Source organism: Streptomyces sp. CLV115, from assembly GCF_038448545.1.
Lineage (GTDB): Bacteria > Actinomycetota > Actinomycetes > Streptomycetales > Streptomycetaceae > Streptomyces > Streptomyces sanglieri.
Genome location: NZ_JBCEWQ010000023.1, coordinates 64088 through 77684, shown reverse-complemented (window position 1 = coordinate 77684; position 13597 = coordinate 64088). Strand labels below are relative to the sequence as shown.

The window sequence follows — 13597 nt, the reverse complement described above, 5'->3', positions numbered from 1 at the left end:
GAGGTGGACGGGGATGGGGTCGGCGTCGCGCAGGGGGCGGTAGGTGATGTCGGCGCGGCGGTATTGGGCGGCGGTGGCCTCGGCGGTCAGGCCGACGCAGCGGCCGGTGGCGATGGCGGCGAGCCAGTCGTCGATGTCATGGGTGTACTCGACATCGGGCCGTGCTCCTTCGGGCCACAGGCCGAGGGTGGTGGTGCCGGTGCGGCGGTCGATGGCCAGGGTGCGGGTGGGGATCTCGGCCAGGCGGATGCTCCGGCGGCGGGCCCAGGGGTCGTCCGAGGCCAGTGCCACGCAACGGGTCTCGTGGCCGATCAGGGCGTGCGCCCAGGGTCTGAGGTCGAGCGGGGCGCGGATGACGGCGAGGTCGCACAGCCCTTCCGCGAGGCCGCCGGTCGGGGTGTTGTGGCGGATCAGGCGCAGGTCGGTCTCGGGGTGCTGTTCGTGCCAGCGGCGCTGGAACTCGGTGGTGTGGCTGCCGAAGGCGGACCAGGCGTGGCCGATGTGCAGGCGGGTACGGCCGGTGGCGGCTTCGTGGACGAGCTCGTCGGCACCGGCGAGCAGGACGCGGGCGCGGGCGAGCACCTGCACGCCCGCGGGGGTGGGCGCGACGCTGCGGCTGGTGCGATGCAGCAGACGCACCCCGAGCAGGTCCTCAAGGGCGGCGAGGGTACGGGAGACGGCGGCCTGGGAGATGCCGAGTTCGTGGGCGGCGTCGGTGAAAGTGCCGGTGTCGATGATGGCGACCAGGCACCGCAGGTGTTTCAGCTCCAGCGCCGGCGCGCCGCGCCGTTCGGCATCCGTACGGTCATCCATACACCCAGCGTATCGATGGCCACGTGAATGCATTTTTCGTATGCCGGTGGTGTGCCCATGGTGGTGGGTATGCACATCGACTCCGGCGCCTCCCCCACCGCGGTGCCCGCTCCCGCCGCACACGACGGAGCCCGCGGCAGAGGGCGTTGGGGCGGGGTGGCTCTGATGCTGGGCAGCGGCCTGTCCAACCAGACGGGGGCCGCCATCGCGGCGCTGGCGTTCCCGGTCGTCGGCCCGGTGGGTGTCGTGGCGGTCCGCCAGTGGGTGGCCGCCGTCGTGCTCGGCGCGGTCGGCAGGCCGCGGCCGGGCCGGTTCACCGCCGCGCAGTGGCGGCCGGTGCTGGGGCTGGGGCTGGTTTTCGCCGCGATGAACCTGTCCCTGTACGTGGCGATCGAGCGGATCGGGCTCGGTCTGGCCGTCACCCTTGAGTTCCTGGGCCCGTTGACCGTGGCCCTGAGCGGATCCCGCCGTCGCACCGACCTCGTCGCCGGCGTCGCGGCCGCGGGCGCGGTGGTGGTCCTCACCCGCCCCACTCCGTCCACCGACTACGTGGGCATCTGCCTGGCCTCTCTGGCCGCGGTGTGCTGGGGCTGTTACATCCTGCTCAACCGGACCATCGGAGCCCGGCTGCCCGGTCTGGAGGGCTCGGCCGCCGCGGCGGCCGTCTCCGCGGCCTTCTACCTGCCCATCGGCGCCTGGGTGCTCTGGCACCACCGGCCCACACCCGCGGCCCTGGGGTGTGCGCTGGCGGCCGGAGTGCTCTCCTCCGCGGTGCCGTTCCTCGCCGACCTGCTGGCCCTGCGCCGTGTCCCGGCGCACTTCTTCGGGGTGTTCATGAGCGTCAACCCCGTCTTCGCGGCCCTGGTCGGCCTCGTCGTCCTGGGGCAGCGCCTCGATCACCTCGCCTGGCTCGCGATCGCCGTGATCGTCGCTGCCAACACCGCCGTGGTATCCACCGCCCACCGTCCCGCCGCCCGACGGCATACGGCGTGAAGGCGCCGAGCAGCGCCGAGGATGGAATCGGCCGGTCAGACGTGCAGGGTTCCGTCGAGGACGGTGACCGCGTGCCCGGTGAGATGGACCCGGTCACCGTGCACCGCGGTCCTGACAAGCCCGGTGCGCGCGGACACCTGCAGGCCGGTGAGCCCGTTGCGGGCCGTCCGCGCCGACCAGTACGGCGCCAGGGCGGTGTGGGCGCTGCCTGTGACCGGATCCTCCAGGATGCCTTCGGCGGGTGAGAAGAAGCGGGAGACGAAGTCGTACCCCAGGCCGGGGCCGGGCGCCGGCGCCGTGATGATGACGCCACGCAGGCCTTCACGACGGGTCAGGTCGGCCACCGCGTCGAGGTCGGGCGTCACGGCCCGGACGGTGGCCTCGTCGGGCAGGACGGTCAGCAGGTCGCCGAGCGCACCGGTACGGAAGGTGGCTTCCGGCGTCACCCCCAGGGCCTCCGACAAGCCCGCCGGCACCGGGACCTCAGTGCCGGGCGCGGCCGGGAAGTCCAGGGTGATGCTGCCGTCCTCGTGCGCATGCGCGGTGAGGTCGCCGCTGAACCGGCTGCGGAACCGCAGCGCGCCGGAAACCCCCAGTTCCCGCCGCAGCGTGTGCGCGGCGGCCAATGTGGCATGGCCGCACAGATTGGTCTCGACGAGTGGGGCGAACCAACGAATCTCCCAGTCGGCGTCCTCTCCGGCGGGAAGCCGCCGCACGAAGGCGGTCTCCGAGTGGTTCATCTCGGCGGCCACCTGCTGCATCCAGGCGGCCTCGGGCCAGTCCCCGGCGTCGAGCAGGCACACACCCGCAGGGTTCCCGGCAAAGGGACGGTCGATGAAGGCGTCTACGACGTGGATACGCATGCCGCGACGTTATCGACGCCAATCACAGCCGAACCAAGTCCAATCCGAGAAAAGTGGACTGAATTCTCATTCCGAGCCGCCACTGGCACGCACCCGGCGCGGCGCCCGGTCCCCGCGGGCGCCTTCGCGCACCGGGGGCCGGACGTCCCGGCCGGTGTGCCGTTACGCGTCCTCGTCGTCGACCCAGCTCATGAGCTTGCGCAGCTCGCGGCCGGTGGTCTCCAGGAGGTGGTCGCTGTCGGCCTTCTTGTACTCGTTGTACTTGGGCAGGCCGTTGTGGTACTCGGCCATCCAGGCCTTGGCGAAGGTGCCGTCCTGGATCTCGGCGAGGACCTTCTTCATCTCGGCCCTGGTGGCGTCGGTGATGATCCGCGGGCCGGTGACGTAGTCGCCCCACTCGGCGGTCTCCGAGATCGACCAGCGCATCTTCTCCAGGCCGCCCTCGTACATCAGGTCCACGATGAGCTTCAGCTCGTGCAGGCACTCGAAGTACGCGATCTCCGGCTGGTAACCGGCCTCGGTCAGCGTCTCGAAACCGGCCTTCACCAGAGCGGCGGTACCACCGCACAGAACGGCCTGCTCACCGAACAGGTCGGTCTCGGTCTCCTCGGTGAACGTCGTCCTGATGACGCCCGCCCGGGTGCCGCCGATGCCCTTCGCGTACGACAGGGCCAGCGCCAGGCCGTTGCCCGAGGGGTCCTGCTCGACGGCCACGATGCACGGGACGCCGCGGCCCTCCTCGTACTGGCGCCGGACCAGGTGGCCCGGACCCTTCGGCGCGACCATGCAGACGTCGACGTTGGCCGGCGGCTCGATGAAGTCGAAGCGGATGTTCAGACCGTGGCCGAAGAACAGCGCGTCGCCGTCCTTGAGGTTGTCCTTGACGGACTCCTCGTAGACCTGGGCCTGGATCGGGTCCGGGACCAGGATCATGATGACGTCCGCCTCGGCGGCCGCCTCGGACGGCGTCACCACGCGCAGGCCCTGCTCCTCGGCCTTCGCCCTGGACTTCGAGCCCTCGTGCAGACCGACACGGACGTCGACACCCGAGTCACGGAGCGACAGCGCGTGGGCGTGGCCCTGGCTGCCGTAACCGATCACCGCGACCTTGCGGCCCTGGATGATGGACAGGTCGGCATCGTCGTCGTAGAACAGCTCGGCGGGCATAGTGGTTCTCCTTGATTCCTTGGACGTGAGGGTGTGCGGACGGGATCGGCCGGAGGTGGCGGTGGGCCAGGGTCTTCCGTTCGGATCAGGCCCGATCAGGGACCGGGGCACGCGAGCCCCGGCATGATCCGGACGAGAGGCTCTAGGCGCTCCGCGCGTCGGCCGTCGCCCCGATGGTGCCGGTGGCCGGTGTGAGGCGGATCGGGCGTGCCTCGCGGGCGGAGCGGTCGGCCAGGGCCCGGGAGCCGCGGCCGATCGCGATCGCGCCGGACTGGACGAGTTCCTTGATGCCGAAGGTGGCGAGCATCCGGAGCATCGCGTCGAGCTTGTCGCCGGAGCCGGTCGCTTCGAGGGTGACGGCGTCGGGCGAGACGTCGACGGTTCTGGCCCGGAACAGTTCGGCGATCTGGATGATCTGGGCCCGGGTGCCGTTGCCGGCGCTCACCTTCACCAGGACCAGCTCGCGCTGGACGGCGGAGTCAGCCTCCAGCTCGACGATCTTCAGGACGTTGACCAGCTTGTTGAGCTGCTTGGTCACCTGCTCCAGGGCCAGTTCGTGATCGACCCTGACGACGATGGTGATGCGGGAGAGCTCCGGGTGTTCGGTGGTGCCGACCGCGAGCGAGTCGATGTTGAAGCCGCGGCGCGAGAACAGGGCGGCGACACGGGCCAGGATGCCGGGCGTGTCCTCGACCAGGACGGAGAGCGTGTGCTGGGACATGTCAGAGGGTCCTCTCAGTCGTCCGCGCAGTCGCCGAAGTCGGGGCGTACGTCGCGTGCGGCCATGATGTCGTCGTTGGAGGTGCCGGCAGGAACCATCGGCCACACCATCGCGTCCTCGTGGACGATGAAGTCCACCACGACGGGGCGGTCGTTGATCGCGTTGGCCTTGTCGATGATCGCGTCGAGCTCGTAGGGGTTCTCGCAGCGCAGGCCCACACAGCCCATCGCCTCGGAGAGCTGGACGAAGTCCGGGACCCGGGTGCCGTGGTTGGCGGCGGAACCGACGCCTCGGGTCGATCCGGTGGTGGCGTTGGTGGCGCCGTCGTGCAGCACGGTGTTGGAGAACCGTGCTCCGTAGAAGAGGTTCTGCCACTGGCGGACCATCCCGAGGGCGCCGTTGTTGATGATCGCGACCTTGATCGGGATGTTGTTGAGCGCGCAGGTGGTGAGTTCCTGGTTGGTCATCTGGAAGCAGCCGTCGCCGTCGATCGCCCAGACCGTCCGCTCGGGGCGGCCGGCCTTCGCGCCCATCGCCGCCGGGACCGCGTACCCCATCGTTCCGGCGCCGCCCGAGTTGAACCAGGTGCCCGGCTCCTCGTGCGGCAGGAACTGCGCCGCCCACATCTGGTGCTGCCCCACACCGGAGGCGAACAGCGTTCCTTCCGGGGCCAGTCGGCCGATCCGTTCGATGACCTGCTGCGGGGAGAGCAGGCCCGGATCAGCGGGCAGTTCGTAGCCGCGCCGGTAGGTGGTGCGCCAGTGGTTCAGGTCCCGCCACCACGCCGTGTATCCCGTTCGGGCGGCCTCACCGACGCGGCCCTCCTCCCGCTCGGCGTGCACGGCGGCGGTCAGGGCGAGCAGGACCTCGCGGGCGTCCCCGACGATCGGTACGTCGGCGACCCGGTTCTTGGAGATCTCCGCCGGGTCGATGTCGGCGTGGACGACCTTGGCGTGCGGGGCGAAGCTGTCCAGCCTGCCGGTGACGCGGTCGTCGAATCGGGCCCCGAGGGCGACGATCAGGTCGGCCTTCTGCAGCGCCGCGACTGCCGCGACGTCCCCGTGCATCCCGGGCATCCCCACGTGCTGCGGGTGGCTCCCCGGGAAGGCGCCGAGCGCCATCAGGGTGGTGACCACGGGGGCCCCGGTCAGCTCGGCCAGGGCGCGCAGCTCGGCGGTGGCCCGCGCCTTGAGCACCCCGCCGCCGACGTAGAGGACCGGGCGGCCGGCGGCGCCGATCAGCCTGGCGGCCTCGCGGATCTGTTTGGCGTGCGGCTTGGTGACCGGACGGTAGCCCGGCAGGTCCGTGGCCGTCGGCCAGCGGAAGGTGGTGGCCGCCTGGAGCGCGTCCTTGGTGATGTCGATGAGCACCGGCCCGGGGCGTCCGGTCGAGGCGATGCGGAACGCCTCGGCGACCGTGCGCGGGATGTCGTCGGCGTTCGTGACCAGGAAGTTGTGCTTGGTGATCGGCATGGTGATGCCGACGATGTCCGCCTCCTGGAAGGCGTCCGTGCCGATCGCGCCGGAGGGGACCTGGCCGGTGATCGCGACCAGTGGCACGGAGTCCATGTACGCGTCCGCGATCGGGGTCACCAGATTGGTGGCGCCCGGCCCCGAGGTCGCCATGCACACCCCGACCTTGCCGGTGGCCTGCGCGTACCCGGTGGCCGCGTGTCCGGCGCCCTGCTCGTGGCGGACCAGCACATGACGGACCCGGTCCGAGTCCATCAACGGGTCGTACGCCGGAAGGATGCAGCCGCCGGGGATCCCGAACACGGTGTCCGCGCCGGCCTCCTCCAGCGAGCGGATGAGGGACTGGGCGCCCGTCACGTGCTCGGCGCCGGACTCGGGCTGCCCGGTGGTGCGGGGCAGCACTTGCGGGAGGAGGGCCGCGGGGGCCTGCTGCACAGCGTTTGACATCGTCAGTTCCAAAAGTCCGTAGGGATGTTGGTGAGGACGTTGCGGTGATCGGCAGCCGCGGCGGGAGCGGCCGGACGGTGCGTGCCCGCCGCCGGGTGATCACCGCGTCGGTGCACCCGGCGGACCCGACGGGCGGTCAGGGCGGGGTTCTCGTCCTCTGGAGGGCGTCGCAGGTGTGCCGTACGAGGTCGAGCCCGGCGAGCCTGCGGACGAGCGGGCCCTCCACGGTCAGTTCGCCCCGTACCGCCACCGCCGCCGCGTAGCCCCGGTCCACCGGTACGTCGAGCAGGGTCCAGCCGGACGGCGGGTACGGGCCCTCGGGGCGTCCCGATCCGACGTAGTCGAGCGAGGGATCGCGACCGAGACCGGTGCCGAGGCCCTTGAGGTAGGCCTCCTTCCGGGTCCACAGCCGGGCCAGGGCCCGGGGCCTGGCAGGCGGGCTCAGCGCCGCCAGTTCGGCCTGTTCGTCCACGTGCAGCATCGCGGCGAGGTCGGCGGTGCCGTCCTCGTCCGGCACCAGTTCCACATCGACCCCGATGGGGGCCGCCGCGGTTCCGACGACGGCGAGATCACCGCGGTGGGACAGCGAGAAGAACAGCCGGTCGTCTGCGTCGAGCACGGTGGGCCGGCCGTGCGGCCCGCCGCAGCAGGGGCAGGTGTCCCGGCCGAGGTGGACCTCTTCGGGGCGCAGGCTCAGGTACGAGCCGAGCAGCCGGCGAAGGGCGACATGCGCGGCCGTGAACCGGGTCCGGTCGGCGGCGTGCATGAGGGTGGCGGCACGCTGACGCTCGGTCGCGTCGAGTACCTGTTCGTCCAGGATGCCGATGGGGACATCCGAGACCCTCAGGAGCCAGAGGTCGAGCGAGCCTGGGGGTGGCAGCTCGCGGACGACCCACGGCAGCGTTTGTTCCACGGGGTCTCTCCTGTTCGTACGAGAGTGACAGGCGAGCCGGGTCTCACTGCGTGGCCGGCGCGACCGGCAGGTCGCGCCTTTGGCGCAGCGGCCCGATCAGGAGGAGCAGCGGGGTCAGGGCGAGTCCCGCGGTGAGCAGCCACAGGGTGGGCCGCAGGCCGAGGGCGGTGCCGAGGATCCCGCCGAGCAGTGAACCGAAGGGAATGGCGCCGAAGTTCGCCACCGAGACGCTGGCCGAGATGCGGCCGAGCAACTGGGGCGGACAGTAGCGCTGGCGGAAAGCTCCCTGGATCACGTTGGCGAGTACGACGCCGAGCGAGAGGACCGCGCTGCCGACCACCAGTGCGGACAGTGTCCAGTCCGTCCGTGTCAGCGGGATGAGCAGGGCGAACGGGGCGCTGGCGATGGTGGCGACGAGCAGTCCTCGGGCCGATCCGAACCGTGCGATCAGGCGTTTCGCGGTGGTGGCCCCGAGGATCCCGCCGATGCTGCTCGACGCGAGGAGCCAGCCGGTGGCGCCCTCGGGCACCCCGAGCTCGCGGATGATGAAGACCGGCAGGATCGCCGCCTCGGCCGTGAGCAGCAGATTGGTGGCGGTGCCGTACAGGGTGAGGACGCGCAGGTAGGGGTCCTTGAAGGTGTAGTGCAGGCCCTCCTTGATGTCCTGCCGCAGCGCCCGGCGCCGTTCGGGTTTCTCCGGGAGCGGTTCCTTGCCGCGGATGCCGAGCAGGCACAGCGCGGAGACGAGGAACGTCGCGGAGTTGACGAGGAGGCCGGAGGCGGCGCCGAAGGCCTGGGCGAGCAGGCCGCCACCGCCGAGCCCGGCGACCTGGGCCACCGACTCGCTGCCCTGGAGCTTGGCGTTGGCCTCCTGGAGGTCCTCGGGTTCGACGATGGAGGGCAGGTAGACCTTGTACGAGATCCCGAAGAACACCGCGGCGAAGCCGTTGATCAGTGCCACGGCCAGCAGTTGGGTCATCGTCAGGACGCCGAGCCAGCCCGCCAGCGGAACGCTCGCGAGCAGCACCAGCGGGACCACGTTGCAGATCAGCATGATCGGCCGGCGTCGCATCCGGTCCACCCAGGCGCCGGCGGGCAGGCCGATGAGCAGCCAGGGCAGCCAGGGGGCGGCGGCCAGCGCGCTCACCCAGAGCGTGCTCGCGTCAAGCGTCACCACGGCCACCAGGGGCATGGCGACCCCGGTGATGTTGATGCCGACGCGGTTGGTCGTCTCGCCGAGCCACAGCAGCCGGAAGTCGTGGTGGCGCACCAGCCCGCTGCGCGGCGGCCGCTCGGCCGCCTTGCCCGGGGCGCGTTCGGTCAGCCGGGCCGACATCACGTCACCGCCCCGGCCACGGCGCGGGCCAGCAGCGCGGCTCCGTCGGACCAGCGGGTGCGCCGCTCGGCCGACTCGGCCTTCAGCGCGTCCCGTCGGGCGTTCAGGGTGCGGATCCCGTCGGCCGTGGCACCGGGTCCGCCGCCGTGGGCGCATGCCTCGACGACCCGGTCGGGGGCCAGCCCGCCGCCGTCGACGGCGGCGAAGCGGGCGGCGTCCACCAGCGAGCGGCCGGATTCCAGGGCACCGAGCACGGTCTCGCCGACCAGATGGTGCGCGGCCCGGAACGGTGTCCCGTCCAGGACGAGCCGCTCCGCCAGGTAGGTGGCCGAGGTGAAGCCGTCCACGGCCCGGTCCGTCATGCGTTCGCGTTCCGGTTCGGTGCCCGCCACCACCAGGCTCAGCAGCGTCACCGCGTCGGTGGTGCTGCTCAGTCCGGGCCGGAGGTGCCGTACGGCCTCGGTGCCGACCGCGATGGCGTTGGTGTAGCCGCCGGTGGTCATCGCGGACGCCGCGCCGACGAAGGCGCCGAGGCTCGCGGTGGACCTGCCCTGGATGTGTTCGAGGAGGAACGGGTTGCGTTTCTGCGGCATCATCGAGCTGGAGCCGACGAGGGTGTCGCCCACCCGCAGCAGTCCGAACTCCTCCGAGCTCCAGGTGCTCAGGTCCCGCCCGGCCCGGGCCAGCGAGACGCCGAGGACGGCGGACGCGGACAGCAGGTCCAGTACGAAGTCCCGGGAGGCGACCGCGTCGACCGAGTTGGGGGCGGCGGAGCTGAAGCCGAGCAGTTCGGCGGTGCGGCGGGGGTCGATGGGTACGGAGGTCCCGCCGATCGCGCCGGCGCCCAGCGGGTTGACGTCGAGCTGGCGTCCGGCGTCCAGCAGCGCCTCGTACGCGCGCAGCACCGCGCCGGCGACCCCGGCGAGGTAGTGGCCGTAGCTGATCGGCACAGCCGGCTGGCCGTGGGTGTAGGCGGGCATGACCACGTCGCGGTACTCCTCGGCCTTCGCCAGCAGCACCCCGGCGAGCCGGTCGACCGCGTCGAGCAGGGCCAGGTAGGGGCCGCGGGTCTTGAGCCGGGTGGTGGTGGCGTTGAGGTCGTTGCGGGACCGGCCGGTGTGCAGGATGCCGCCGGTCTCGTCGCCCAGCTTCCCGATGAGGTGTCCCTCGTAGGCGAGGTAGACGCCGCGCGGCATCGGGGTGGCCCTGACCGGCGCGAAGTCCTGTCCGCGCAGTTCCTCGACGGCGCGCAGCAGGGCGGCGGCCCGGCCGGCGTCCACGATGCCGCGCTCGGTGAGCATGATCAGGTGGGCGCGGTCGACCTCGCTGATGCAGCGCAGCTCCTCGCCGAGTCCGTCCGCGGTGTCCGGCAGGTACTGGTCGTAGACGATGCGGTGTGCCTCGGCGTCGAGCGCGGCCTTGAGCCGGCCGGTGTCGACGCCGTTCGCCGTCGCTGCGGTCATGCGAATGCCTCCTCTGTGTGCAGATCCGCGTAGGTCACGGCCTCGCCCAGCAGCGCCACGGCCCGGTCGGCGGCCTCGGCCGCCCGCACCGAGCGGTCGGCGACGGCGATGGCGTGACCGACACGGCCCCGGAAGTCCTCGGCGGGACCGACGGGTTCGCCCGGGGCGCGGTAGAGCACCGCTTCGACGGTGCCCGGGACCGTGCGGGCCCTGGCCCTGGCTTCGGTGAGTGCGGTGGAGTGCGCGAGGATGCCGTCCTGTTCCGCGGTGAGGAACCGGATCGAGGCGCGGGCGTAGCCGCCGCGTTCCAGTTCGGGGGCGGTGCCGAGCGAGGCCAGCACCTGGGCGCGGACCAGGTCGATCCCGCAGGCCCTGCGGACCAGTTCGGGGATCATGCCGCCGGCCAGCCGGGGGTTGACCTCGATGACCTGGGCGGTCCGGGGGCCGGTCAGCCGCAGTTCCACATGGGCGGCTCCCCAGCCGAGGCCGAGCGCCCGCACGGCACGCACCGCGGACTCGCGCAGGGCGATCTCCTGTTCGCCGGGGAGCGCGGCCGGCACGTCGTGGCCGATCTCGACGAAGACCGGCAGCGCGCCGACGTGCTTGGCGACGGTGACGACGGCGTCGGTGCCGAACACCTCGACGGAGTACTCCGGTCCGGTCAGGTACTCCTCGATCAGGATCCGGCTCGGTGCGGCGATGCCCCGTTCGTTCACGGTGGCGGCCAGCAGCGTCCCGGCGTGCTCGGCGACCTCGTCGAGGTCCGTGCAGAGCCGTACGCCCAGACTCCCGGAGCCCTGCACCGGTTTGACCACCACGGGCAGGCCGATGGAGCGGGCCGCGTCGAGTGCGTCGCCGACTTCGCGGACGACGGCGAAGTCCGGTGATCCGACGCCCGCTTCGGTGAGCATCCGGCGCTGTTCGGCCTTGTCGCGGCAGGCGTGTACGGCTTCGGCCGACGGGCCGGGCAGGCCGAGCCGGTAGGCCAGTGCGGCGGCGGTCGGCACGTAGTACTCGGAGCTGGTCAGGACGCCCGCGACGGCGGCCTCGTCCTCCAGCGCGCGGACGGCCGTCCACAGCGCGGCTTCGTCGGAGGTGTCCACGACGACCGTCCGCAGCCGGTCCTCGGCGGCGTACGGGTAGCGGTCCGGGTCCGCGCACAGCAGCACGGGCACCACACCGAGTTCGGCCGCGCGCGCGGCGAACAGCCGTCCCGTACCGGTGGTGTTGCTCTCCACCAGGAGCAGCAGGCGCTCGCTCATGAGCCGACCACCGGCATCACCACGTCGTCGAAGCCGCGGCGGGCCCACAGCAGCCGGGACCAGGCGGCGGGGGCGTCCAGCGGGTGTTCGACGGTGAGCGGGCCGTCGACGGCGGGGGCGGGGACGATTCCCTGCTCGTTCAGCCAGTTGTCGTTGTAGACGGTGGACTGGTAGCGGTAGCCCTCGTCGGGGAGCACCATCACGACGGTGCTCTCCGGGTTCCGCTGGGCCCACCAGGAGGCCACCTGGAAGGAGGCGCCGCTGGTCGGGCCCATGAACAGGCCGTGGGCGCGGTAGAGCTCGTGGGTGGCGTGGAACGCCTCGGGGGCCGTCACCCAGTGGACCTCGTCGTACGACGCGTGCTTGACGTTGCCCGGGTGGATGCTGCTGCCGAGCCCGCGCAGCATGCGCGGTCCGTCCGGGCTGCCGAAGATGATGCTGCCCTGGGTGTCGACGCCGACCAGGTGCAGTGCGGGGCCGGTCTGCCGCAGCGCGGCGGCGAGTCCGCCGGTGGAGCCGCCCGAACCGACCGGGCCCACCAGGCAGTCGACGGCGCCGACGGTGTTGCCGATCAGGTCGGCGACGATGCCGTACGCGCCCGGGTTGTCGGGGTTGTCGTACTGGCCGGGGACGAAGGCGTCCGGGTGCTGCCGGCGCAGCTCGGCCACCCGGGCCAGGCGCGCGCCCTGGATGCCGCCGGGCTGGCCGGTGTGCTCGACGATCTCCACCGTCGTGCCGAGCATTTCGAGCCGGGTGCGCAGGTCCCGGTCGATCGCCGAGTCGCCGACGATGGTCAGCGGGTAGCCGCGCAGCCGGCAGACCATGGCCAGGCCGAGGGCGAAGGTGCCGGAGGAGGTCTCGATGATCCGGGTGCCCGGGGAGATCAGGCCGGCGGCCTCGGCCCGGTCGAGTATGTAGCGGGCGGGCAGCAGCTTCATCAGGCTGAAGGCCGCCGCGTAGAGGTTGTCGGTCACCTTGATGATGCGGGGCAGCTCCGTCGCCTCCACGATCGATGAGTGAGCCTTGGGGAGAGTCGTCGTCGTCATGTCAGTCACCCGTTGTGTAGTTCCACTGCTCGTGAATTCCGAGCTCTTGCAGGAGGTCCTGGGCCAGTCCGGTCCGCGCCTCGACCTCGGGGTCGTCCCGGTCGAAGAGGAGTCCGGCGATGTCCCCGCTGTGTGCCGCCTGTACGCCGACGGCTCCGGTGGTCCGCGCGATGTCCCGGATGCGGTCGAGGTCCGGGATCGGCAGATGACGCTGGTTGATCTCCGTGCTGGTCGTGGCCACCGAGCCCAGCAGGGCCACGTCCTTCATCTGGATGGCCTCCCGGAGCATGGCCTGCAGCCGGGTGAAGAGGTCGATCTCGTCCTGCCCGTAGCGGGCCGGTGCGAGGGTGAGTGTGTCCACGCCCCGTCCGCCGCCCTCGGGGCGTGAGCCGAAGCCGAGGACCCGCAGGGCCGGCATCGGGTAGCCGAAGTCCTCGATGACCGTGCCTTCGCGCTGGGCGAAGAGGACGGTGGATTCCTCGAACATGAGGGAGTCGGAGGCGGTTTCCGCGCGTACCGCGATCCGGGCGACGTCCTGCGGCGGCAGCGGGCTGACGAACGCGTCCTTCACCGCCCAGATCGCTGCGAGCACATCGCTGGTGGAGGAGCCGAAGCCCCGGCACAGCGGTACGTCACCGGTGAGGTCGAGGTGCCCGCCCGGCAGCTCGTCGCCCGGCAGCGTCACGGCGCGTACCGCGAGTTCGGCCGCGCGCCTGGCCTTGCCCTTCCAGTCCGGCGTGACGGTGACCTCGGCGCCGGGGGCGGGGATGAAGGTCGCTCGGGTCGCGTGAATGGTGCAGGGAAGTGTGACGAGACCTCGGGTGAGCCCGCCGTCGCCGGTGAACACGCCTTGCAGGATCTCGCCGTGGTGGACGGGGGCTGAAGCTACCCCGACACGCCAGCCGGAATGATCAACCATTTCCTTGACTTTCTGTTGCCGGGAGCCGTGGCCTGCGGATGACTTCACGCTATGCAGGCCGGAACCCTTCGCCCGGCGGCATGAGCGGCAGCCCGCGGGCAATTGGGGCCCGTGGCCGCGGCGCACGCGAAGGTGCCCGGGTCCGCCGTCGTGGGCGGTCCCGGGCACCGGTGTGCCGATGG

General features: G+C 71.7%; 12 protein-coding genes. 1 reads left to right on the top strand and 11 read right to left on the bottom strand.

Annotation, left to right across the window (positions count from 1 at the left end; genetic code table 11):
• Positions 1–813: LysR family transcriptional regulator (locus AADR41_RS11640; protein WP_342281278.1), on the bottom strand; the 813-nt coding region annotated here is incomplete at its 3' end.
• Positions 814–969: 156 nt separating this feature from the next.
• Here AADR41_RS11640 and AADR41_RS11635 point away from each other — a divergent pair.
• Entirely contained in the window at positions 970–1806 is an 837-nt protein-coding gene (locus tag AADR41_RS11635) for an EamA family transporter (RefSeq protein WP_446751018.1), read from the top strand.
• Between the two features lie 35 nt (positions 1807–1841).
• Here the strand turns inward: AADR41_RS11635 and AADR41_RS11630 are convergent, their stop codons facing one another.
• The 10 genes from AADR41_RS11630 to AADR41_RS11585 all read right to left on the bottom strand — a co-directional run bounded on the left by AADR41_RS11630 (position 1842) and on the right by AADR41_RS11585 (position 13415).
• Positions 1842–2669 (bottom strand): PhzF family phenazine biosynthesis protein, encoded by an 828-nt coding sequence (locus AADR41_RS11630; protein WP_342281276.1) that lies wholly within the window; start codon positions 2667–2669, stop codon positions 1842–1844.
• Between the two features lie 162 nt (positions 2670–2831).
• Positions 2832–3836, bottom strand: coding sequence for a ketol-acid reductoisomerase (ilvC, locus tag AADR41_RS11625; protein ID WP_342281275.1), 1005 nt, complete (start codon positions 3834–3836; stop codon positions 2832–2834).
• A gap of 142 nt (positions 3837–3978) precedes the next feature.
• Positions 3979–4557: an acetolactate synthase small subunit gene (gene ilvN / locus AADR41_RS11620; RefSeq protein ID WP_342281274.1), complete on the bottom strand. Its 579-nt coding sequence runs from the start codon at positions 4555–4557 to the stop codon at positions 3979–3981.
• Between the two features lie 14 nt (positions 4558–4571).
• A complete protein-coding gene (locus tag AADR41_RS11615; protein WP_342281273.1) occupies positions 4572–6476 on the bottom strand; it encodes an acetolactate synthase large subunit in 1905 nt (634 codons plus the stop codon).
• Between the two features lie 136 nt (positions 6477–6612).
• The gene (locus tag AADR41_RS11610; protein WP_342281272.1) at positions 6613–7389 is read right to left on the bottom strand and encodes a 4'-phosphopantetheinyl transferase family protein; all 777 of its coding nucleotides are present in this window, start codon (positions 7387–7389) and stop codon (positions 6613–6615) included.
• A gap of 43 nt (positions 7390–7432) precedes the next feature.
• Complete coding sequence (locus AADR41_RS11605; protein ID WP_342281271.1) at positions 7433–8725, bottom strand: MFS transporter; 1293 nt, start codon at positions 8723–8725, stop codon at positions 7433–7435.
• Positions 8725–10188 carry an argininosuccinate lyase gene (locus tag AADR41_RS11600; RefSeq protein WP_342281270.1) on the bottom strand — a complete coding sequence of 488 codons (1464 nt, stop codon included), beginning with the start codon at positions 10186–10188 and terminating at the stop codon, positions 8725–8727. The genes AADR41_RS11605 and AADR41_RS11600 overlap by 1 nt, the downstream gene beginning before the upstream one ends.
• Positions 10185–11450: an ATP-grasp domain-containing protein gene (locus AADR41_RS11595; protein ID WP_342281269.1), complete on the bottom strand. Its 1266-nt coding sequence runs from the start codon at positions 11448–11450 to the stop codon at positions 10185–10187. Before AADR41_RS11595 ends, AADR41_RS11600 begins: the two co-directional genes overlap by 4 nt.
• Complete coding sequence (locus AADR41_RS11590; RefSeq protein ID WP_342281268.1) at positions 11447–12496, bottom strand: PLP-dependent cysteine synthase family protein; 1050 nt, start codon at positions 12494–12496, stop codon at positions 11447–11449. Before AADR41_RS11590 ends, AADR41_RS11595 begins: the two co-directional genes overlap by 4 nt.
• Position 12497: 1 nt before the next feature.
• Entirely contained in the window at positions 12498–13415 is a 918-nt protein-coding gene (locus tag AADR41_RS11585) for a GHMP family kinase ATP-binding protein (RefSeq protein WP_342281267.1), read from the bottom strand.
• Between the last annotated feature and the right edge of the window lie 182 nt (positions 13416–13597).

Coding starts and splice junctions, on each gene's coding strand:
- AADR41_RS11585 (WP_342281267.1), bottom strand. CDS start 13,415: ATGGTTGATCATTCCGGCTGGCGTGTCGGGGTAGCTTCAGCCCCCGTC.
- AADR41_RS11605 (WP_342281271.1), bottom strand. CDS start 8,725: ATGTCGGCCCGGCTGACCGAACGCGCCCCGGGCAAGGCGGCCGAGCGG.
- AADR41_RS11590 (WP_342281268.1), bottom strand. CDS start 12,496: ATGACGACGACGACTCTCCCCAAGGCTCACTCATCGATCGTGGAGGCG.
- AADR41_RS11600 (WP_342281270.1), bottom strand. CDS start 10,188: ATGACCGCAGCGACGGCGAACGGCGTCGACACCGGCCGGCTCAAGGCC.
- AADR41_RS11630 (WP_342281276.1), bottom strand. CDS start 2,669: ATGCGTATCCACGTCGTAGACGCCTTCATCGACCGTCCCTTTGCCGGG.
- AADR41_RS11615 (WP_342281273.1), bottom strand. CDS start 6,476: ATGTCAAACGCTGTGCAGCAGGCCCCCGCGGCCCTCCTCCCGCAAGTG.
- ilvN (WP_342281274.1), bottom strand. CDS start 4,557: ATGTCCCAGCACACGCTCTCCGTCCTGGTCGAGGACACGCCCGGCATC.
- ilvC (WP_342281275.1), bottom strand. CDS start 3,836: ATGCCCGCCGAGCTGTTCTACGACGACGATGCCGACCTGTCCATCATC.
- AADR41_RS11595 (WP_342281269.1), bottom strand. CDS start 11,450: ATGAGCGAGCGCCTGCTGCTCCTGGTGGAGAGCAACACCACCGGTACG.